Origin of the sequence: Galbitalea soli (genome assembly GCF_010686725.1) — a bacterium.
In the GTDB taxonomy this organism is placed as follows: Bacteria; Actinomycetota; Actinomycetes; order Actinomycetales; family Microbacteriaceae; genus Galbitalea; species Galbitalea soli.
Genome location: NZ_JAAGWZ010000001.1, coordinates 129,069 through 150,640, shown reverse-complemented (window position 1 = coordinate 150,640; position 21,572 = coordinate 129,069). Strand labels below are relative to the sequence as shown.

The following is a 21,572-nucleotide window of genomic DNA, read 5'->3' as shown; positions in this document are numbered from 1 at the left end:
CCGGTTGCGGCGCCGCACCCTCGTTGCGTGAGGATGCGGACGACCGCGTCCCGCGTCAGGCGCCGAGGAGACGCTCGGCGAGGTAACCGGGGAGCCGGTCGAGCGAGACCCGCTCCTGCGCCATGCTGTCGCGCTCGCGCACGGTCACCGCGCCGTCGTCGAGGGAGTCGAAGTCGACGGTCACGCAGAACGGGGTTCCGATCTCGTCCTGGCGGCGGTACCGGCGTCCGATCGCTCCGGCGTCGTCGAAGTCGATGTTCCAGTGATCGCGCAGCGTGTCGGCGAGTCCGCGCGCGAGCGGCGAGAGCTGCTCGTTGCGCGAGAGCGGCAGCACGGCGACCTTGACGGGCGCGAGCCGACGGTCGAGCCGCAGCACGGTGCGCTTGTCGACGCCGCCCTTCGTGTTGGGCGCCTCGTCCTCGTGGTAGGCGTCGATGAGGAACGCCATGAGCGCGCGGGTGAGTCCGAACGCGGGCTCGATGACGTACGGGATCCAGCGCTCGTTCTTGGTCTGGTCGAAGTAGGAGAGATCGACGCCGGAGGCCTCGCTGTGGGTCTTCAGGTCGAAGTCGGTGCGGTTGGCGACGCCCATGAGCTCGCCCCACTCGCTGCCGGCGAAGCGGAAGCGGTACTCGAGGTCGATCGTGCGCTTCGAGTAGTGGGAGAGCTTCTCCTTCGGGTGCTCGTAGCGACGGATGTTGTCGGGCGTGATGCCGAGGTCGGTGTACCACTGCTCGCAGGCGTCGATCCAGTAGGAGAACCACTCCTCGTCGGTCCCGGGCTCGACGAAGAACTCCATCTCCATCTGCTCGAACTCCCGCGTGCGGAAGATGAAGTTTCCGGGCGTGATCTCGTTGCGGAACGACTTGCCGATCTGCGCGATGCCGAAGGGCGGCTTCATGCGCGCGGAGGCGGAGACGTTGGCGAAGTTCACGAAGATGCCCTGCGCCGTCTCCGGACGCAGGTAGGCCATTCCCTCCTCGTTGTCGACGGGGCCCAGGAAGGTCTTCATGAGACCCGAGAAGTTCTGCGGCTCCGTCCAGGCGCCGGGCTGGCCCGTCTCCGGGTCGTTGATGTCGGCGAGGCCGTTGGCCGGGGGACGCCCGTGCTTCTCCTCGTAGGCCTCGAGCAGGTGGTCGGCACGGTAGCGCTTGTGGGTGTGCAGCGACTCCACGAGCGGGTCGCTGAAGACCTCGACGTGACCGGAGACCTCCCACACGCGACGGGGCAGGATGATCGACGAGTCGATGCCCACGATGTCGTCGCGCTTCTGCACCATGTAGCGCCACCACTGGCGCTTGATGTTCTCTTTGAGCGCGGTGCCGAGCGGGCCGTAGTCCCAGGCGGAGCGCGAGCCGCCGTAGATCTCACCGGCCTGGTACACGAAGCCCCGGCGTTTGGCGAGGGCGATGACGGCGTCGAGGGGATTGGGCGTTGCCACGTGGAGCTCCTGTGTGTTCACACCGAGCTGGATGCCCGGTCGAGTATGAAGTGACCAGCCTACCGGGCGGGCGGGGCACCGCCCGCAGCCACCGTGCGCACGGCGTCGCGCACCGCGATCGCGACCTCGGCGAGCTCCGCCCGGCTCACGGTCTCGTCGAAGCTGAAGCGCACGGCCGTCTGGGCCACCTCGGGCGCGATTCCGAGCGCGACGAGAACGTGAGACGGCTCGTCGCTGCCGGCGGCGCACGCCGAGCCGCTCGAGCAGAGGATGCCCGCCCGTTCCAACTCGAGAAGCACCGCCTCGCCGCTCGTCGTGGGGAAGGTGAACGAGGCGCTGCCGGGCAGCCGGTGCGTCGGGGAGCCGGTGAGCCGGGCATCCGGGACCGAGGCCAGCACGTCGTCGATGAAGGCGTCGCGCACGCGGGTGACGGTGGGCGCCGCCTCAGTGCGGTGCCGGTCGACGATCTCGAGCCCGGTGGCGAGGCCGACCGCGCCGGCGAGGTTCTCGGTTCCCGAGCGGCGCCCCCGCTCCTGCCCTCCGCCGTGGATGACCGGCTCGAGCGGGATCCGACCGCGCACGAACAGCGCCCCGATCCCCTTGGGCGCGCCGACCTTGTGCCCGGAGAGGCTCAGGGCATCGACGCCCAGCTCCTGCACGTCGAGCGGAAGCCAGCCGGGCGCCTGCACGGCGTCGCTGTGCACGAGCGCGCCGGAGCCGTGGGCGATGCGGGCGATGGCCGCGATGTCCTGCACGGTCCCGACCTCGTTGTTCGCGTACATCACGGAGACGAGGGTCGTGTCGGGCCGACCCGCCGCCTCGAGCGCGCCGAGGTCGAGCAGTCCGTCCGGGCCGACCGGCAGAACGGTCACCTCGAAACCGTGGATCCGGGCGAGGTGCGCGCAGGATTCGAGCACGGCGGGGTGCTCGATCGCGGTCGTGACCACGTGGCGTCCGCGGGGGTTCGCCAGGGCGATGCCCACGATCGCGAGGGTGTCGCTCTCGCTGCCGCCAGAGGTGAAGACGATGTCGCCGGGGCGGGCGCCGAGCACGCGGGCGACCCGGGAACGGGCATCCGCGAGCGCGCGCGCCGCCGTCGCACCCAGCGAGTGCGAGCTGGAGGGGTTGCCGAACTCGCCCGTGAGGTAGGGCCACATCGCCTCGAGCACCTCCCGGCGCACCTCGGTGGTCGCCGCCCGATCGAGGTAGATCACGGCGCGATCGGATCGATGTCGAGACCGAGGTCGAGCGACCGCACGCTGTGGGTGAGGGCGCCGACCGAGATGACGTCGACGCCCGTGCGCGCGATGGCGGCGACCGTGTCGAGGCTGACCCCGCCGCTCGCCTCCACGACCGCGCGACCGGCGACGAGCGCGACCCCCTGGCGCAGCGCGTCGAGGTCGAAGTTGTCGAGCATGATCGTGTCGACCCCCGCGGCCAGCACCGGTTCGATCTGCTCGATGCGGTCGACCTCCACCTCGAGGTGGGTGGTGTGCGAGAGGGATGCCCGTACCGCCCGCAGCGCCTCGGTGAGGTCGCGCCCGCCCGCGGTCAGCACCGCGAGGTGGTTGTCCTTGGCCATGACCGCGTCGGAGAGCGAGAAGCGGTGATTGCGTCCTCCCCCGCACCGCACCGCGTGCCGCTCGAACTCGCGGAGGCCGGGCGTGGTCTTGCGCGTGTCGACGATCCGCGCCGAGGTGCCGGCGACGGCCGCGACGTAGCGTGCGGTGAGGGTCGCGATGCCGCTCATGCGCTGCGTGAAGTTGAGCGCGACGCGCTCGGCGGTGAGCACCGACCGGGCCGGGCCGGTGACCCACGCGAGCGTTGCGCCCGCCTCGAACGCTGCTCCGTCGGCGATGTCGACCCGGGTCTCGATGGCCGGATCGGTGAGGCGCATGGCCGCCTCGAACACGGCACCCCCGCTGAAGACGCCCGCCTCGCGCGCGACGAGCCGCGCGGTCGCGACCGCGCCGGCCGGGATGAGCGCCTCGGAGGTCGCGTCTCCCCAGGGAGCGTCCTCGCTGAGCGCGGCGCCCACCACGGTGTCGATGTGCCGGGTGCTCAGCATGCGACCACCACCCTCTCTGCCACGTCGAGATGACGGGCGAACGCGGCCGAGGTCTCCGGTGCGTCGCTGCGATGGTGCGCGCCGCGCGACTCGCGTCGGGCGCGCGCCGCGGTCACGAGCGCGCGCGCGAGATCGAGCAGGTTGCGGTCCTCGCGGGCGCCGATCGACTCCGCGGCGCTGTCGTCGACCAGCCCGGCGAGCACCGTCTCGGCCTCCTCGAGCGTGTCGTCGGAGCGGAAGAGACCGGCGTCCTCCCACATGAGTGTCTGGAGCGCGTCGCGATCGACGATGCGCGGCGCGGCCGCCCGCCGCGGCAGATGGTCGATCGGCATCGCGTCATCGACGGTCGCGATCGGGAAGGGCGTGGCGAGCGCGTCCACCGCGCGCCAGGCGAACACGAGTGATTCGAGGAGCGAGTTGGAGGCGAGCCGGTTGGCACCGTGCACCCCCGTGCAGGCGGCCTCGCCCACCGCGAACAGGCCCGGCAGCGAACTGCGCCCCCACTCGTCGGTGCGGATGCCGCCCATCCAGTAGTGCGCGGCGGGCGTCACGGGGATCGGCTCGCGGCCCCAGTCGAGTCCGTTCCGCAGGCACTCGCGCGTGATTCCGGGGAATCGCTCTCCGAGGAACTCCGAGCCGAGCGCGGTCGCGTCGAGCAGCACGGCCCGACCGCCCTGTCGGGCCATCTGCCGCGCGATCCCCCGTGCGACCACGTCGCGCGGCGCGAGCTCGGCGTCGGGGTGCTCGTCGAGCAGGAAGCGCCGGCCATCCGCATCCCGCAGCACCGCGCCCTCGCCGCGCACCGCCTCGGAGACGAGGAAGTTGCCGGGCAGGGCGAGCGCGGTGGGGTGGAACTGGTAGAACTCGAGGTCGCGCAGCACGGCACCCGCGCGCAGCGCCGCGGCCACCCCGTCGCCCGTCGTGACGAGCGGGTTGGTGGTGTGCGAGTAGAGCTGACCGGCACCGCCGCTGGCCAGGATGACCGCGTCCGCGTACAGCGTCTCCGCGACGCCGCCCGGCCCGATCGCCCGCACGCCGACCACCCGCCCGTCGTCCAGCACGAGGTCGTCGACGAAGCAGTGCTCGCGGATCCGGGTGCCGGAGGCGCGCACCGCCTCGACGAGCGCGAGCTCGATGACGGCGCCCGTGGCGTCGCCGCCCGCGTGGATCACGCGGGCGCTCGAGTGCGCCGCCTCGCGCCCGCGGGCCAGTCGCTCGCCCGTGCGGTCGAAGGCGACGCCGAGGCGGATGAGGTCCCGCACGCGCTCGGGCCCCTCCGAGCACAGCACCTCGACGGCGCGTCGGGCGTTCAATCCGCCGCCGACGCGGAGGGTGTCGTCGATGTGCGACTGCACGCTGTCGTCGTCGAAGAGAGCGACGGCGATCCCGCCCTGGGCGTAGCGCGTGTTGCTCTCGGCGAGCTCCGCCTTGGTGATGAGGGTGACCTCGTGACCGGGTGCGGCCCGCAGCGCGGCGACGAGTCCCGCGATCCCCGATCCGACGACGATGACGCTCGGCATCTCAGTCGCCGATCACGCGCTCGGCGGCCTGGCCGGGACGCGCGGCGAGCATCCGGTCGAGGGCGACCCGCGCCGGTGCCGCGACGGCAGCGTCGACCGTGATGCGGTTGATGACCTCGCCGCGCACGAGCGCCTCGAGCACCCAGGCGAGGTAGCCGGGGTGGATCCGGTACATGGTCGAGCACGGGCACACCACGGGGTCGAGCGAGAAGATCTCGTGCTGCGGGTACTGCTGCGCGAGCCGGTTCACCATGTTGATCTCGGTTCCGATCGCAAAGGTGGTGGGCTCGGTCGCCGCGGCGATCGCCTTGCCGATGTAGTCGGTCGATCCCGCGCCGTCCGCCGCGTCGACCACGGGCATGGGGCACTCCGGGTGGACGAGCACGCGCACCCCGGGGTGCTCGGCCCGGGCCCGGTCGATCTGGTCGACCGTGAATCGCTTGTGCACCGAGCAGAAGCCGTGCCAGAGGATCACCCGCGCCGCGTCGAGGGTGGCGTCGTCGTTGCCGCCGAGCGGCTTGCGCGGGTTCCACATCGGCATGTTCTCGAGCGGAACCCCCATCGCCTTCGCGGTGTTGCGACCGAGGTGCTGATCGGGGAAGAACAGCACCCGCTGGCCGCGCGCGAAGGCCCACTCGAGCACGGTCGCCGCGTTCGAGGAGGTGCACACGATTCCGCCGTGCTCGCCGCAGAAGCCCTTGAGCGCCGCCGAGGAGTTCATGTAGGTCACCGGGATGACCGGCACCCGCCCCTCGGCATCGGGCTCGGTGCCGTAGCGGGCTTCGAGCTGCTCCCAGCACTCCAGCACGGAGTCGATGTCGGCCATGTCGGCCATCGAGCAGCCGGCCGCGAGATTGGGCAGGATCACCGACTGGTCGGCGGCGCTCAGGATGTCGGCGGTCTCGGCCATGAAGTGCACCCCGCAGAACACGATCGCCTCGGCCTCGGGTCGGGCGAGCGCGGCGTTCGCCAACTGATAGGAGTCGCCCACGAAGTCGGCGTAGCGCACGACCTCGTCGCGCTGGTAGAAGTGCCCGAGCACGACGACGCGGTCGCCGAGCGCGTCCTTCGCCGCGCGAATGCGCGCATCCAGTTCGTCGGCCGAGGCCGTGCGGTAGACCTCGGGCAGCTGACCCTGGCGCGGCGATCCGGTCGGGATGACGTCGCTCATCGAGGAGCCGGGGCCGTAGCTCGGTGCGGGCGCGAGGTCGAACTCCCAGGGGCCCTTCGCGAGCTCGGGGCTGCAGGTCTCGCCCGCGATCGCGCCGGCGCTGATGAGTCGAATGGTGGTGTCGACGGATGACATGGGTCGTCTCCTGGGTGGGGGTGGGTGGTCAGGCGCTCGTGAGCGGGCCATTGTCGATGAGCGGCGCGGAGTCGTTGTAGCGATAGAGGCGCGGAGGCCGGTGCCGACCGCCGGTGAGCCGCTCGCCCGTGGGGACGACCGCGTGCGAGCTCTCCATCTGACGGCGGAAGTTGGCGGGGTCGAGCTCGCGCTGCAGCACCGCCTCGTGCACCTGCCGGAGCTCGGCGAGCGTGAAGGTCTCGCCGAGGAAGGCGTGGGCGATGCGGCTGTACTCCATCTTCGTGCGGAGCCGCCAGAGGGCGTAGTCCACGATCTCGTTGTGGTCGAAGGCGAGCCGGGGAAGCTCGTCGGCGGCGAACCAGCGCACGTTGTCGCCGACCGTCGCGCGATCGGCCTGATCGGGGCGCACGAGGGCCCAGTAGACGATCGAGACAACGCGCTCGCCGGGCGACCGGTCGGTGTCGCCGAAGGCGTACAGCTGCTCGAGGTAGGTGGGGGTCAGCCCGGTCGTACTGAGCAGGTTGCGGCCCGCGGCGGCGGCGAGGCCCTCGTGCGCCGAGATCGGACCCCCGGGGAGCGCCCACTCCCCCTCGAACGGCTCGCGGATGCGGCGCACGAGCGGCAACCGGAGCGAGGCGCCGCCGCCCTCGCCGTCGGAGCGGAGCGCGAAGATGACGGTCGAGACCGCGAGCGCCACCGCGGAGGTGGTCGGCGTGCTCTCGACGGGGAGGGCGTCGTCGCTGCGGTGCTCGCTGTGCGCCACGGTGCCTCCCCTCGAGTGCACCAAGTAAAGGTGCAGTTGACTCTAAGGTATTTTAGTCGCCGTGACTGTATCTGCCAAATGAGCGCGGGCGACCCTAGCGGCCGTGCGCCGCATCGAGGATCCGGAGGGCGGCGAGCGAGTCCCGGGCGTTCACCGGCACCGGCGCGCCGTCACGGATGCTCGCCGCGACCCCCGCGTAGAACGCGGCGTACTCGCCCCGGAGGGTGGGCACGCGCCGGAGCTCGGGGCCGGAGCTGCCGCCGCCGAGCATCCCCCACTCGGCCTCGGGCGCCTCGCCGAAGCCCGCATCGCCCGGCCGCCCGCCGGCGCGCAGCGTGGCCTCCTGGGGATCGAGCCCGTACACCGTGTACGCGTCCTCCGTACCGAGCACCCGGAACCGCGGACCGGCCTGCGCCGCGACGCGACTGACGGCGAGGTGCGAGATCACGCCCGTCTCGTGGCGCAGCGAGAAGAAGGCGTCGTCGTCGCTCACGCCGCCGGACCGCACGACGCTGACCTCGGCGTGCTGGAGGGTGGCGGGACCGAAGAGGTGCAGAGCCTGATCGACGAGGTGGCTGCCGAGGTCATAGCTGATGCCGGCTCCGCGCTCGATCGGGGTGGTGTCCTGCCAGCGCTCGCGCACGGCGCCCGAGTAGCGCTCGAAGCTCGACTCGAAGCGGTGCACGCGACCGAGTCGGCCCTCCGCGACGAGCGCCTGAATGGTGCGGAAATCGCCGTCCCAGCGCCGGTTCTGGAACACGATGAGCGGCGCCCCGGTGCGCTCGGAGACCGCGATGAGCTGCTCCGCCTCCGCGGCCGAGGCGGCGAAGGGCTTGTCGACGACGACCGCGACTCCGGCCTCCAGAGCCGCGACGCCCTGCTCGAGATGGACGTGCGCGGGCGAGGCCAGCACCACGAGGTCGAGCTCGCCGAGTCGGTTCAGCAGCTCCCCCGGGCCGGGCACGGTGGGGTGCCCGAGAGCCTCGGCCTGCGCCCGGCGGGTCGGGTCGCCCGTCGCGATGAGATCGATCCGGAAGGCCGGATCGGCGGCGAGGAAGGGCTCATGGAAGATGCGGCCGGAGAGGCCGAAGCCGATGATCCCGGTGCGGATGGGGGCGCTGTTCGCTGGCATTCCGCCAGACTAGCGGCGCTCCCTGCGGGGCACGGCGGCGAGCACCCGCTCCACGTCGCCCGTGTCGTTCCAGAGATGGAAGGAGGCCCGAAGCCGACCGGCCCGGCCCGAGGCGCGGATGCCCGCGGCGGCAAGGGCGCGCAGATCATCCCCCTCGGCGTCGGCCCAGGTCACGATCGCCTGATGCTGCGGGCGGATGCCCAGCGCCTCGCAGAGCTGATCACCGAGGCCCGCCGTCCACTCCCACACCTCCGCGATGTCGAGCCCCGCGAACAGCCCGATCGCCTGCTCGGCGCCGACCCAGGCCTGCCAGGCCGGGGAGACGTCGAAGCGACGCGCGTCCCGGGCGAGGTGCATCTCGGGTCCGTAGCACGACTTCCACACCTCCTCGCCCGCGTACCAGCCGGCCTGCAGCGGGGTCAGCCGGCGCTGCATCGCCTCGCTCACGGTGAGAAACGCGACACCGCGCGGCGAACAGAGCCACTTGTAGCTGTGGCACACCGTCGCGTCGAACAGGCTCGCGTCGACCGGATGCACCCCCGTCGCCTGCGTCGTGTCGCAGTAGCTGAGCGCACCGACCCGCCCCGCGGCCTCGAGGATCGCCGGCACGTCGGCCACCACGCCGGTCGAGGACTGCACGAGTGAGAAGGAGACCAGCCAGGTGCGCTCGTCGATCGACTCCGCCAGACGATCGAGCGGCACGGTGCGCACGCGGATCCCCGGCCGCTCCAGGAACGGGAAGATGATGGAGGAGAAGTCGCCCTCCACGCACAGCACCTCGGTGCCCTCCGGCACGGCGGCCGCGATGAGCGAGGTGATGACCGAGGTCTGCGACCCCGCCGCGACCCTCGACGGCGCGACGCCCACGAGCGCCGCGTAGTGCGCGCGGGTGCGCTCGATGATGGGGTCGTAGCCCTGCGGGTCGCGGTCGGCGGCGAACCACGCGTCGAGGTCGCGCTTCAGCGCCTCCACGGCGCTCCGCGGCGGAAGTCCGATCGAGGCGACCGCCAGGTAGCCGCGGGCGTCGCCGAACTGCTCCCGGGCCGAGGCGAGGGCGAGGGACGGGGTGGCGAGGGTACGCGTGGTCATGCGCCCAGCATCCCCGCTGGGCTTGCATACGACAATGCCATGCTTTCGATGCTGTCGATAATGCGAGATTATGAGTGGATGACCGAGCTCGACCTCGACCTGCACTCGCTGCGTATCGTGCGCGCGATCTCCGACACGGGCACGATCACGGGCGCCGCGCGCGTTCTGGGCTTCAGTCAGCCCGCGATCAGCCAGCACCTGCAGCGCGCGGAGGCCCGTCTGGGCGTGCCGCTGGTGATCCGCGCGGGCCGTGGAATCCGGCTCACCGAGGCCGGGCAGCTGCTCGCCCGGCACGCCGTGACGATCTCCTCGGCGCTCGACGCGGCGGCCGGCGATCTGGCGGAGCTCGCCGGCATGCGCACGGGGACCGCCCGCATCGCGGGCTTTCCCACGGCCTCCTCGACGATCATCCCGCGCCTGCTCCACACGATGGCGAGCCAGCACCCGGGCATCGTCGTCACCTACATCGAGGCCGAGCCGCCCGAGGCGATCGGCATGCTCGGCGAGGGCGCGGTCGACCTCGCGATCACCTTCAGCTATCCGGGTGACCGCGCCGATCCGCACCGGGATGTCGCGAGCGGCCTGCACCTCACTCCGCTGTTCACCGAAGAGGTGGTGCTCGCCCTGCCCGCCCGGCACCCGCTCGCCGTGGAGGAGGCCGTCGACGTCTCCCTCCTCGATCGGGAGCGCTGGATCGCCGGCTGCCCGCTCTGCCGCGGGCACCTCCTCGCCGTGTGCGAGGCGGCGGGCTTCGATCCGGTCATCGACTACGAGACCGACAACGCGGTCGCGGTGCTCAATCTCGTGGCCGCCGATGTCGGTGTCGCGCTGCTCCCCCGGCTCGCGCTGGCCACCGCCGCCGTGCCGCCCGGTGCCGCCATTCGGGCCACCGCGCCGGTCTCCACCCGCGATATCCAGCTGGTCAGCCACGCGGGAGCCGTCCGCGTTCCGAGCCTCGCCGCGACCATCGCGGCGATCCGCGCGGTGCCGGGGGCGGACTGGGGGCTCACTCCGGTCGGCGCGGTGGCGCGCGCCGCGGCTCAGTAGCCGAGCACGCTCCAGCGGAAGCCGCTCCACTCGATGCGAATCGGCGGCAGGCCGTCCTTGGTGGGCGAGGTGGCGTAGAAGACCAGCGTGCGGCGGTAGGGGTTCGCGGGATCGCGCGTGGCCGTCACGTTGTCGTTGATCTGGAACTTCGCCATGTCCTTCGCGAACTTCTGGGCCTGGGCCGGCTTCACGCCGCTGCCCATGACCACCGCGAGCTGGGCGCTGTTGCTCTGCTGCAGGGCGTTGCGCAGCAGCTCGATGTAGCCGTCGAGCGATCCGGAGTCGACCGTGGGATCGAGGGCGAGGGTGCCTGCCGGCAGAGTGTCCGAGGCGACCGCGAAGGTGTCGCCGGAGTAGCTCTTGTGGAAGGTGATGCCGAGCGGCCCGGTGAACGTCACGGTGATGCTGTCGAACGACGCGACCTCGCCCTGCGCGGGGGTCATCGCGAACCCGAGGTAGCGCAGGGTGCCGCCCGCGAAGGCGACCGGCATCGCCGCGGCCGCCGGAGTCGCCCACGCCGGGGCCTTGGTCACCGCGGCCGTGGTCTCCTGCTTCGCCGAGAGGTAGACGGTGACCGGCTTCGCGGCGTGGTTCGCGGTCGCCTCGATCCCCGTCACGGTGATCGGCCACGGCGCGTTGTTGCGCACCCACCCGATCTGCACATAGGCGCCCGTGCCCTTCGTGACCGTGCCGGCGACGGTCGCCGAGCCGCCGAAGCCGAGCCCGTCGGCCGTGCCGAAGTAGACGACGGCGCCACCGCAGGCGGCGAGGATGATCAGGAAGATGATCGCCGTGACCAGACGAGCGATTCTGCTCATGTGTGCAACTCCCCTTCAGGCCGTCGGCGCATCGACGGCACCCCCGAATCGACGATTCCTCGTGGCATACAGTGTCACAGCTTCCCACAATTGTTCCCGAGTGAAGTCGGGCCACAGCGTGTCGAGGAACACCATTTCGGCGTAGGCGCTCTGCCAGAGCAGGAAGTTGCTCGTGCGCTGCTCTCCGGAGCTGCGGATGAAGAGATCGACGTCCGGCAGCTCCGGTGCGTAGAGCGCCTTCTGGATCGTCTTCTCGGTGATGCCGGAGGGCTTGAGCCGCCCCGCCGCTACCTCGTCGGCGATGGAGCGCACCGCATCCGCGATCTCGGTGCGTCCGCCGTAGTTGACGCACATCGTGAGGGTGAGAGTCGAGTTGTTCGCCGTGAGGCGCTCCGCGAACTGCAGCTCGGAGATGACCGAGCCCCACAGCCGGGGCTTGCGCCCCGCCCAGCGCACGCGCACGCCCCACTCGTTCAGCTGATCGCGACGGCGATGCAGCACGTCGCGGTTGAATCCCATGAGGAAGCGCACCTCATCGGGCGAGCGCTTCCAGTTCTCCGTCGAGAACGCGTACACGCTGAGGTGGCGGATGCCCAGCTGGATCGCCCCCGCGACGACATCGAGCAGCGCCGCCTCCCCCGCCTTGTGGCCCTCCACGCGCGTGAGGCCCCGACCGTTGGCCCAGCGCCCGTTGCCGTCCATCACGATCGCGACGTGGGCCGGGATGGCGGCCGCGGGAAGCGCGGGCGGGTACAGGCCCGTCCAGTCGAGCGGGCGGAACTCGACGGCATCGCGGTGCGTCTTGGCGACGGGCGTCATCGGCGGTCGACCAGGCGCAGGGAGCGCAGGCCGCGCTCCAGGTGGAACTGGGTGTACGCCGCGACGATGCCGCTCGCCTGGCCGCGGGCACGGTCATCCGAGGCCTCGACCGTCGGCCAGTCGCCCGCGAGCAGGGCGGCGAGGAGATCGATCGTCTCCGGATCGACGCGAGGGGTGCCGGGTGGGGCGACCGAGTCGGCGACCACCCCGCCGAGCTGCACGACGAACGCGGTGTGGGGGCCGGGGGCACCCGTCACCGCGCAGTCCACGAAGCTCGGCGCCCAGCCGGCGATGGAGAGGGAGCGCAGCAGGTAGGAGTCGAGGGTGAGACCCGGCACGCGCTCGCGGCGGGAGAGCGAGCGCAGGGCGCCGACGAGCAGGAGGTACTGCTGCAGGCTGCCGCTGTCGTCGGTGATGCGATCGGCTGTCTCGATCATCGCGGCCGCCGCCGTGTAGCTCGCGTAGTCGCCCGCGATGTCGGCGCCGTAGGCACCCAGCGACTCGGCCTGGGTCACGATGTCGAGGCTGCGCCCCTCGTACAGCTGCACGTCGACGACCATCATCGGTTCGAGCCGCGATCCGAACTTCGAGGCGGTGCGGCGCACGCCCTTCGCGACGGCGCGGATCTTGCCGTGCTGGCGGCTCAGCATGGTGACGATCCGGTCTGCCTCGCCCAGCTTGTGGGTTCGCAGCACCACGGCTTCGTCACGATACAGGGGCACCGCACCAGTATCCCCCGAGCGGCTGACGACGCCACCAGACGGCGCGGCAACACGCGAGAATAGTGGGGTGCACGCGACCGCATTCGCCATCCCGCTGTGGGCCGATCTGGCTGCGATCGGCATCGGCGGCACCCAGGGTGCGATGTTCGCGGCCCAGTTCCGCGACCGACGACTCGACCTCCTCGGCGTCGCGATCATCGGCATCGTCTCAGGCTTCGGCGGCGGGATGATCCGCGACGTGCTGCTCGCCCGTCTCCCCGCCGCCCTCACGAGCAACTGGTACCTGCTCGTCGCGGTGGGCGGGGCGCTCATCGGGATGCTGCTGGAGAGCGTGCTGCAGCGGCTCGGCATCGTCATGACGGTTCTCGACGCGCTCACCATCGGTCTCTACTGCGCGATCGGCACGACTAAGGCGCTCGCGCTCGGGGTACCCGCCGTGCCCGCCGTCTTCGTCGGTGTGCTGTCGGCCGTGGGGGGATCGATCCTGCGGGATCTGCTCCTGAACCTGCCGATCGCGCTCATGCACGTCGGATCCCTCTACGCGATCGCCGCGGTCGTGGGTGCCTCGACCCTGGTCGCGCTGCACGCGCTCGGGGTGCCCATCTTCCTCGCCGCCCTGCTGTGCGTCGCCGTCACCTTCGGCGTGCGCGTGCTGGCCGTGCTGTTCCGATGGTCACTCCCCGAGCAGCGCAGGATCGAGCGACTGCCCGCGCTCAGACGGCGGCGAGCTCCCGCTCCCCGGCCTCCGCGCGGACCGCTCGGTTGACCGCCGAGACGACCGCCTTGAGCGACGCGGTGGAGATGTCGGCGTCGATTCCGACCCCCCACAGCGTCTTGCCGTTGACCCGAAGTTCGACGTAGGCCGCGGCGAGCGCATCCCCGCCCGCTGAGAGGGTGTGCTCGACGTAGTCGAACAGCTCCACCTCGATGCCCTGCTCGGAGAGCACGGAGAGGAAGGCGTTGATCGGGCCGTTGCCGCGCGCCTCCGTCTCGAGCTGCTCCTCGCCCACCCGCAGGCGCACGGTGAGCGTCGTGGATCCGGTCATCTCGCTCGCCGTGCGGGTCGACAGGAGCTCGAATCGCCCCCACTTGTCCTCGGGCCGGTGCGCCGGCGCGGGCAGGTACTCGTCCTGGAAGATCTCCCAGATCTGCTCGCTCGTCACCTCGCCGCCCTCGGCATCGGTCTTCGCCTGCACGACGCCGCTGAACTCGATCTGCAGCTTGCGCGGCAGGTCGAGGGCGTGGTCGGTCTTGAGCAGGTAGGCGACGCCACCCTTGCCCGACTGCGAGTTGACCCTCACCACGGCCTCATACCCGCGGCCGACGTCCTTCGGGTCGATCGGCAGGTACGGCACCGCCCAGACGAGGTCGCCCACGCTGACGCCCTTGGCGGTCGCCTCCGCGTCCATCGCCTCGAAGCCCTTCTTGATGGCGTCCTGATGGGATCCGCTGAACGCCGTGTAGACGAGGTCGCCGGCCCAGGGGCTGCGCTCGTGCACGCGGAGCTGGTTGCAGTACTCGGCCGTGTGGCGGATCCCGTCGAGGTCGCTGAAGTCGATCTGCGGGTCGATCCCCTGCGTCAGCAGGTTGAGCCCCAGGGCGACCAGGTCGACGTTGCCGGTGCGCTCTCCGTTGCCGAAGAGGCAGCCCTCGATGCGGTCGGCTCCGGCCTGGTAGCCCAGCTCGGCGGCGGCGATGCCGGTGCCCCGGTCGTTGTGCGGGTGCAGGCTGAGCAGCACGTTCTCGCGGTGGTTGAGGCGCCGCGACATCCACTCGATCGAGTCGGCGTAGACGTTGGGCGTTGCCATCTCGACGGTCGCCGGCAAGTTGATGATGACCTTGTGATCGGGGGTCGGCTGGAACACCTCGAGCACCTGGTTGCAGATGTCGAGCGCGAACTCGAGCTCGGTGCCCGTGTAGCTCTCGGGCGAGTACTCGTAGAAGATGTCGGTGCCGGGCACGAGAGCCTCGGCGGCCTTGCACAGGCGCGCACCCTCGAGGGCGATGTCGATGACACCCTGCCGGTCGGTGCGGAAGACGACGTCGCGCTGCAGGATGCTCGTGGAGTTGTACAGGTGAACGATGGCCTGCTTGGCGCCCTTGAGCGACTCGTAGGTGCGGGTGATCAGGTGGTCGCGCGCCTGGGTGAGCACCTGGATGGTCACGTCGTCCGGGATGAGGTCGTCCTCGATGAGCGACCGCACGAAGTCGAAGTCGGTCTGGCTCGCGCTCGGGAACCCGACCTCGATCTGCTTGTAGCCCATGCGCACGAGCAGCTCGAACATGATGCGCTTGCGCTCGGGGGTCATCGGGTCGATGAGCGCCTGGTTGCCGTCTCGCAGGTCGACGGCGCACCACAGCGGGGCCTTCTCGATGTGCGTCGAGGGCCAGGTGCGGTCGGGCAGATCGACCTGGAACTGCTCGTGATACGGGCGGTACTTGTGCGTCGGCATCGTCGACGGCTTCTGGGTGTTCTTCATCAGGGTGTCTTTCTCGTGTCTGAGGTGGTCAGCCAATGGCGAACTCCGCGACGAGGAAGGCCTGAGTTAGGACTCGTCGCGGCAGCTAAGAAGGAGCAGACCGAACAACACGTGTTCAGGGTACCACCCGGCGCGGGCGCGCGTCACAGCAGCGCGCGGGCGACCTGGAGCGCATCCCGCACCCCCGCCGAGGGGAGGTAGGCGCGGGCGAGCGCCGCGCCGGCCGCGGGGAGGACGAGGGCGTCGCGATAGGCGAGGTGCAGGGGCGCGTAGCTCGGCGAGAACTTGCGCTTGAAGGCGAACAGGGAGCGGAAGCCGTAGGCGGGTTCGAGTGCGCGGGCGAGCAGGGCGAGCACGCGCTGCGGGGCGGGGGCGCCGTCGGCCCGGTCGAGCGCGTCCTCCCCCTCGGGCGCGACGAGCGGCGCCGCCGACAGACTCAACTCCTCGATGCCGTCGTCGCGCATCTGCAGCGCGCTCGAGGCGATGAGGAACTCCATCACGCCGTTGATGCTGTCCGGCCGGCGCCGCATGAAGTCGAGCGTCCACCCCACGACGCGCCCGTCGCGGTAGCGCGGCATCCAGCTCGTCACCGCCTCGACCTGACCGCCCGCGTCGATGGCGAGGCCGAGCGCCACCTCGGGGTCGCGGAGCTCGTCCGTGCCGCCGAGGGTGAAGCCCAGTTCGGGGAGGTCCTTCTCGGCCACCCACGACTCGGAGATCTCGTCGATCTGGAGCGCGAGAGCGGGCGGCAGCTCGGCGTGCCTCGTCCAGAGGAAGCGGATGCCCGCCCGCTCGGCACGATTGATCGAACTGCGCACGTCCTGCCAGCTGCGCCCCTGCAGCGTGAGGCTCGCCGGGCGCACGATCGTCTCGGTGCCGACGCGGGTCGTGGCCCACCCCATGGCGTGGGCGATCGGGACGAAGTCGTCGTGCACGCTGTAGAACAGGGCGTCCCAGCCGCGATCGTCGCAGAAGTCGACGAAGGCGCGCGCCGCGGCCTCCCACTGCTCCGCCGGCCCGATCGGATCGGAGACCGAGACGGCGCAGCCGGAGTGCACGCGATAGGCGATCGCGACTGCGCCGTCGGCCGAGAACCAGTAGCGGTTTCCGCGCCAGGTGGCGAGGTGCCCGAGGGAGCCCGAACCGTGCCGAAGAAGCGCCCGCACCCGCTCGAGCTCCGCGGAGGCCACCGCGTCCGGGGTCGCCACGATGAGCCACGCCGTCGCCGCCACCACGATGAGCCAGAACAGTGGCCCGACGGCGTCGTACACGGCGAGCGCGAGCGGTCCGCTCGGGAGCAGATCGATCGCCTCGAGGCGCAGGAAGCCCACGGGAACGAAGCGGTCGGGCAGTTCGAGCAGCAGCGAGGCGGGCGTCGCGACGGGCGCGAATTGCGCGCGGGCGAGCATCCCGACGGCCAGGAAGGTGCCGGCGAGCGCGAGGAACGACCCGCCGACGACGGCCACGTAGCGCACCGCACGGGTCGCCGAGGTGCGCACGGTGAAGTGGCGCAGCGTGGCCAGGATCACCGCCGCCACCACGAGCGGCACCGCGACCGCGATCGACAGCCGCACCACGCCCTCGACGCTGCCGGCCGATTGGCTGAGCACCGTCGACTCCCCGAAGGCGGGAACGAAGCCGTAGTAGAAGGCGGCCATCGCGGCGAGGAGCACGTTGACCGCGATCGCGACGAGTGCCGCCGACCGCCGCCCGCGCAGCATGCCGATCGCCGCGAGCGCGAGCACCACGAGGGGCAGCGGGGCGAGGATGACCGCCCCCGGTCCGTTGATGCGCGCGAGCGCGAGATCCGCCGCGCAGTGCAGGGCCGGCGACGGCACCGCGCAGGCCCGCTGCAGCGGCGCGAGCGAGGGAAGGGTGTTGCGGAAGAGCACGCCGAGCGGCTGCAGCAGGCCGTAGCCGTGCGGCGAGAACACGCTCACGACGGGCCCGACCGCCGTGACGAGCAGCACGACCGAGACGAGGCTCCGCGCCTCGCGGTGCGAACTGCGCGCCACCCGCAGCGTCGGCTTCTCGCGGGCGATGAGCGCGCCGAGCACGAGACCGAGCAGGGCGGCGATGAGACGGAACAGATCCGAGGGGTGACCGGCGTAGAGGAGCACGATCACGACGGCGGAGAGGCCGAGGATGCGCACCCTCCGTCGCCAGAGCGTGCCCATGAACGCGCTCGCGGTCATCACCGTGCCGATGATCGCCGTGAACGGGTCGGTGACGACGTATTCCTGGATGCGCACGCTCCAGCGCTCGTGCGCGAGGAGGCCGAGCGACTGCAGCAGGGTGCCGATGCCGGCGCTCGCGTAGGCGGTGACGACGAAGGCCGCGAGCGTGCGCCAGGGGCCCATGAGCCGCTCGGCCTCGCCCACGACGAGCACTGTCGCCACGAGCGCGGCGAGCAGCACGAGCGGCCCCGGGGCGAAGAACGCGGCGGTGAGCGGCCCCAGGAAGTTGTGGGTCTGGGCGAACGCCTCGGCGCCCGTGCCGATCCAGTCGGAGAGGGTGCCGCGGGGTCCAGTCAGCAGCGAGCCGGTGGCCAGCGCCCCGACGAGCATGGTCGCGGCGAGCGCGAGGCTGACCGCGTGGCCGCGCGCCCACGCCCCGGCGCGCAGGCGGCGCGCGCTGAGGGCGATGCTGGTCACGGGAGCCCCATCCGCGCGGTGAGCACCGGGAGGGCGTGCACGAAGCCGTAGTCCACCGTGCTCCAGTCGTGCCCCGTGCCGGGCGAGACGAGGAAGGTCACGTGCATGCCCACCGACCGGGCGATGCGGGCGACGATCCGATCGCGATGGGTGTAGAGCGTGTCGGTCTGGCCGACGGTGAAGAAGGCGACGGTATCCGCGTAGGGCGCGCGAGCGAGCATGAGGCCCCTGGGGGTCGCGGCGCGGTAGGCGGCGGCGTTACGACTGAAGCCGCCGTCGATCGTCTTGGTCACGGTGCCGAGGGAGGGCACGAGTTCGCCGGCCACATCGACGAAGGAGCCGAAGAGGGCCGGATCCCCCGCCGCGAGCTGCACCGAGCAGGTGCCGCCCTGCGAGAAGCCGCCGATGGCCCACGCGCGGCGGCCGCTGAGCACGCTGAGATGGGCCCGGATCCAGCGCGGCACGTCGATGGTGAGGTAGCTGCGCGAGTTGCCGAGGCGGCCGTCGACGCACATCGGGTTCACATACGGGCTGCCCAGCTGATCGGGGGCGACGACGATCGGAGCGAGGCCGTGGTGGGTCGCCGCATAGGCGTTCATGAGGGCATCGAGGTGGCCCGCGCGAAACACGGATGACGGTTGACCGGGTTGACCCGAGAGCGCGATGAGCACGGGCAGGGGCGGGGGCGCCGCGGTGAGCGCGGCCGGAGGCAGGTAGACGAGGGCGGGACGGGCGTGGAAGTGCGACACGGTCCCGGGGATGTCCACGACCGACACCCGGCCGGAGCGGGGCATCCCCGCCGGCGCTCTCCACCCGCGCAGGGTCACGGCCGTCGTGCCGGGCACCGCGCGCACCGCGGGCAGGGCCGCCCTCGTGAAACCGGACACGCCGAAGGCCTCACCGATGGTCGGGTACTGGCCGAAATCGGTATCGATGCCGATGGCGGCGGCCGCGACCGCGAGAACCGCCGCGATCGCCGGCGTCGCGATCCTCCACCGCCGCAGGGGTGCCCGCCGCGGGCCGGCGCCCCGGCCGAGACTCGCCGCGCCGACAGCCGCGAGGGCCGCGAACGCGGCCACGATCCAGAACCTGACCACGACCGTGAAGCCCACGTCGAGCAGATTCCAGACATCACCGACGAGCCAGGCGACGATGCCGCCGAACACTCCGCCCGCGACACCGGCGATGACCACGCGGCGCCAGCGGCCCGCACGGACGCCGATGACGATGCTCGCCGTCACCGCTGCGAGGGCCAGAACATAGAGCACGACGGGCACGGCACCCGAGGTGATCGGCACATCCGCGAGCCAGCTGGGCACCGCATTCTCCTTCGCCTTGCCGACGCCTCAGGCGCCGTGAATCCATTCTGCTCAGCAGCGCTGCAAAGGCGCGCTCGAACACGCGATCCGCTGCTGAGAGAACCACAAGGTGGCTCACAGCGGGCACGAATACGGTGTCCAGCCGGGCGCGGCCGGGCAGCACCGGCGCGCCGGGTTTCCGCTCACTCGATGGCGAGGGCGGCGACCGGCGAGACGCGGGTGGCGCGCCGGGCCGGCACGAGCGAGGCACCGACGGTGAGCGCCGCCGCCGCACCCGCGATGGTGGCGAGCACCGCGACGGGGAGAACCGGCACGATGAGTCCCGGCGCACCCGCGATCGAGCCGAGGAGCGACTGCGCCCCCGCCCAGCCGTAGCCCGTGCCGAGAACCACGCCGACGAGCACCGCCGCGGAGGTGAGCTGCGCGCTCTCCACCACGATCATGAACCGCACCTGCCGCGCGCTGAAGCCGAGGGCGCGCAGCAGACCGAGCTCGCGCGTGCGCTGCAGCACGCTGAGCGAGAGGGTCGCGACGAGACCCACCGCGGCGATCAACGCGCTGTACCCGGTGAGCACCGAGAACACGGCGACCGTCGCGTCGAGGGTCGGCTGGATGCCCTGATACGTCTCCGGCTGGGCGGCCCGGGCCGCCTGCACCATCGCCTCGAAGCCGCCGATGGCCACGGCGAACATCGTGACGAGCGTGACCCCGATCACGAGCCCGATCGTGGTGCGGGTCGAGCGCTCGGGGTAGCGCAGGGCGTTCTGACCCGCGAGTCGCGCCGCGGCGGAGCGACCGAAGGCGTACGCGACGAGGCGGAGCGCCCGCGGCATCACGAGCTGTGCTCCGATAACGACGCCCGAGAACGACAGGATTCCACCCCCGAGTCCCACGAGCACGCCGAGGCCGCTCACGAGACCGAGGAGGATCCCCGCGACGAGCAGCAGTGTTCCCAGCGAGAACAGCGTGATCGCGGTCGCGGTTCGCGCAGGGCGCGCCGCGGTCTCCCCCAGCGTGCGCTCCTCGGCCGCGGAGATCGCCTCCAACGGGCTGACGGCGAGCACCCGGCGCGAGCCGATCCACGCCGCGAGCCAGGTCGTGAGCACGACGGCGACCACCGGCAGCACGACGACCGCGTGCCACGGCGAGTAGGGCAGCGCGGGGATGACCCGCCCCCGCACCGCGAACGCGAGGCCCCCGGCCACCACCCCAGCCCCCACGACGGCGCCGATGGCCGACCCCACCGCGCCCGCCGCGAGGCCCTCCCGCGCGACCGACCGGCGGAGGGTGCGGGAACTCGCCCCGACGAGGCGGTAGAGCGCGATGGTGCGCGTGCGCCCGGCGACGATCGTCGCGATCGTGTTCACGGTCACGACGGCCGCCACGTAGACCGCGATCGCGGTGAAGACGACGGCGAGCACGGAGAGGAGCGCGGCCACCGTGTGACTGCTGCCCGTGACGTCGTCGCGGGAGACCAGCAGGGTGAGGGCCTGCGTCACCTCCAGGAGGGCGACGCCGAAGGAGGAGCTGAGCGCGGCGACCAGGATCGTCGGGAACTGCTCGCGCGAGAGGGCGGGCCTCACGGGTGGCGCTCCAGGGCGAGCATGAGGGAGCTGATCTGCTCCGGGGTGCTGCGGGGGCGGTCATCCGCCACCACGCCGTCGGCCAGGAACACGATGCGGTCGGCGTAGCTCGCGGCGATCGGGTCGTGGGTGACCATCGCGATGCTCTGACCGAACTCGCTGCTGGCGGTCGCGAGCAGCGAGAGCACCTCGCGGCCCGACCTCGAGTCGAGGTTGCCGGTGGGCTCGTCGGCGAAGACGAGGTCGGGCTGGGTGCCGAGCGCGCGGGCGATCGCCACGCGCTGCTGCTGCCCGCCCGAGAGCTCGAAGGGGCGGTGCCCCAGGCGGTCGCGAAGCCCGAGGGAGTCGATCAGGCGGTCGATCCAGGCGGCCTCGTCGCGGCTCGGCCGGCGACCGTCGAGCTCGAACGGCAGCCGGATGTTGCCGAGGATGTCGAGCGTCGGCACGAGGTTGAACGACTGGAAGACGAACCCGACCCGGCGGCGGCGCAGCAGCGTGAGCTGCGAGTCGCCGAGCGCGGTGATGTCGGTGTCGCCGAGCCACACCCGCCCGGAGCTGGGCGAGTCGAGCCCGGCCATCATGTGCATGAGCGTCGACTTGCCCGAGCCGCTCGGTCCCATGATCGCGGTGAAACGCCCCCGCTCGAGGCCGATGCTGACGCCCGCGAGCGCGTCCACCCTCCCCGGTCCGGTGCCGTAGGACTTCGTCAGCTTCTCCACCCGGGCGACGGCGGTGCCGATCGCGGTGGTCAGTTCGGTGTGCATGCCCGCAACGCTAAGGATGATCGGCCGCCCGCGAATCGGGCGCGAGT

18 protein-coding genes are annotated in these 21,572 nt (G+C 71.6%); 2 read left to right on the top strand and 16 right to left on the bottom strand.

Annotation, left to right across the window (positions count from 1 at the left end; all coding sequences use genetic code 11):
• Nucleotides 1–55: 55 nt before the first annotated feature.
• From G3T37_RS00680 to G3T37_RS00645, 8 genes are all read right to left on the bottom strand, one after another.
• Entirely contained in the window at nt 56–1,441 is a 1,386-nt protein-coding gene (locus tag G3T37_RS00680; RefSeq protein WP_163471526.1) for a glycine--tRNA ligase, read from the bottom strand.
• Nucleotides 1,442–1,500: 59 nt separating this feature from the next.
• On the bottom strand, nt 1,501–2,655 hold the full coding sequence (locus G3T37_RS00675; protein ID WP_163471524.1) for an aminotransferase class V-fold PLP-dependent enzyme: 1,155 nt from the start codon (nt 2,653–2,655) through the stop codon (nt 1,501–1,503).
• Nucleotides 2,652–3,509, bottom strand: a complete 858-nt coding sequence (gene nadC / locus G3T37_RS00670; protein ID WP_163471522.1) for a carboxylating nicotinate-nucleotide diphosphorylase — start codon at nt 3,507–3,509, stop codon at nt 2,652–2,654. The genes G3T37_RS00675 and nadC overlap by 4 nt, the downstream gene beginning before the upstream one ends.
• Nucleotides 3,503–5,029: an L-aspartate oxidase gene (gene nadB / locus G3T37_RS00665; RefSeq protein ID WP_163471520.1), complete on the bottom strand. Its 1,527-nt coding sequence runs from the start codon at nt 5,027–5,029 to the stop codon at nt 3,503–3,505. The genes nadC and nadB overlap by 7 nt, the downstream gene beginning before the upstream one ends.
• Before the next feature lies 1 nt (nt 5,030).
• A complete protein-coding gene (gene nadA, locus G3T37_RS00660) occupies nt 5,031–6,335 on the bottom strand; it encodes a quinolinate synthase NadA (protein WP_163471518.1) in 1,305 nt (434 codons plus the stop codon).
• A gap of 28 nt (nt 6,336–6,363) precedes the next feature.
• Nucleotides 6,364–7,098: an NrtR DNA-binding winged helix domain-containing protein gene (locus G3T37_RS00655; RefSeq protein ID WP_163471516.1), complete on the bottom strand. Its 735-nt coding sequence runs from the start codon at nt 7,096–7,098 to the stop codon at nt 6,364–6,366.
• A gap of 94 nt (nt 7,099–7,192) precedes the next feature.
• Complete coding sequence (locus G3T37_RS00650) at nt 7,193–8,230, bottom strand: Gfo/Idh/MocA family protein (protein WP_163471514.1); 1,038 nt, start codon at nt 8,228–8,230, stop codon at nt 7,193–7,195.
• Between the two features lie 9 nt (nt 8,231–8,239).
• Complete coding sequence (locus tag G3T37_RS00645; RefSeq protein ID WP_163471512.1) at nt 8,240–9,319, bottom strand: aminotransferase class V-fold PLP-dependent enzyme; 1,080 nt, start codon at nt 9,317–9,319, stop codon at nt 8,240–8,242.
• A gap of 78 nt (nt 9,320–9,397) precedes the next feature.
• Here G3T37_RS00645 and G3T37_RS00640 point away from each other — a divergent pair, with 78 nt between their 5' ends.
• Complete coding sequence (locus G3T37_RS00640; RefSeq protein WP_241732040.1) at nt 9,398–10,366, top strand: LysR family transcriptional regulator; 969 nt, start codon at nt 9,398–9,400, stop codon at nt 10,364–10,366.
• On the opposite strand, the gene G3T37_RS00635 is transcribed toward G3T37_RS00640, so the two are convergent.
• The 3 genes from G3T37_RS00635 to recO are packed head-to-tail and all read right to left on the bottom strand — an operon-like array spanning nt 10,360 to nt 12,725.
• Complete coding sequence (locus G3T37_RS00635; RefSeq protein WP_163471510.1) at nt 10,360–11,184, bottom strand: hypothetical protein; 825 nt, start codon at nt 11,182–11,184, stop codon at nt 10,360–10,362. The genes G3T37_RS00640 and G3T37_RS00635 overlap by 7 nt on opposite strands.
• Before the next feature lie 15 nt (nt 11,185–11,199).
• A complete protein-coding gene (locus G3T37_RS00630) occupies nt 11,200–12,003 on the bottom strand; it encodes an isoprenyl transferase (protein WP_163471509.1) in 804 nt (267 codons plus the stop codon).
• Nucleotides 12,000–12,725 carry a DNA repair protein RecO gene (recO, locus tag G3T37_RS00625; RefSeq protein ID WP_163471507.1) on the bottom strand — a complete coding sequence of 242 codons (726 nt, stop codon included), beginning with the start codon at nt 12,723–12,725 and terminating at the stop codon, nt 12,000–12,002. Before recO ends, G3T37_RS00630 begins: the two co-directional genes overlap by 4 nt.
• Before the next feature lie 67 nt (nt 12,726–12,792).
• Here recO and G3T37_RS00620 point away from each other — a divergent pair, with 67 nt between their 5' ends.
• Nucleotides 12,793–13,491 carry a trimeric intracellular cation channel family protein gene (locus G3T37_RS00620; RefSeq protein ID WP_338401137.1) on the top strand — a complete coding sequence of 233 codons (699 nt, stop codon included), beginning with the start codon at nt 12,793–12,795 and terminating at the stop codon, nt 13,489–13,491.
• On the opposite strand, the gene leuA is transcribed toward G3T37_RS00620, so the two are convergent.
• From leuA to G3T37_RS00595, 5 genes are all read right to left on the bottom strand, one after another.
• A complete protein-coding gene (gene leuA / locus G3T37_RS00615; protein WP_163471503.1) occupies nt 13,439–15,205 on the bottom strand; it encodes a 2-isopropylmalate synthase in 1,767 nt (588 codons plus the stop codon). The two genes, G3T37_RS00620 and leuA, sit on opposite strands and share 53 nt — an antisense overlap.
• Nucleotides 15,206–15,348: 143 nt before the next feature.
• Nucleotides 15,349–17,859: a phosphatidylglycerol lysyltransferase domain-containing protein gene (locus G3T37_RS15235; protein WP_163471501.1), complete on the bottom strand. Its 2,511-nt coding sequence runs from the start codon at nt 17,857–17,859 to the stop codon at nt 15,349–15,351.
• Nucleotides 17,856–19,178 carry an alpha/beta hydrolase-fold protein gene (locus G3T37_RS15230; protein WP_163471499.1) on the bottom strand — a complete coding sequence of 441 codons (1,323 nt, stop codon included), beginning with the start codon at nt 19,176–19,178 and terminating at the stop codon, nt 17,856–17,858. Before G3T37_RS15230 ends, G3T37_RS15235 begins: the two co-directional genes overlap by 4 nt.
• Before the next feature lie 182 nt (nt 19,179–19,360).
• Entirely contained in the window at nt 19,361–20,761 is a 1,401-nt protein-coding gene (locus G3T37_RS00600; protein WP_163471497.1) for an FtsX-like permease family protein, read from the bottom strand.
• The gene (locus tag G3T37_RS00595; protein WP_163471495.1) at nt 20,758–21,525 is read right to left on the bottom strand and encodes an ABC transporter ATP-binding protein; all 768 of its coding nucleotides are present in this window, start codon (nt 21,523–21,525) and stop codon (nt 20,758–20,760) included. Before G3T37_RS00595 ends, G3T37_RS00600 begins: the two co-directional genes overlap by 4 nt.
• Nucleotides 21,526–21,572: the final 47 nt, after the last annotated feature.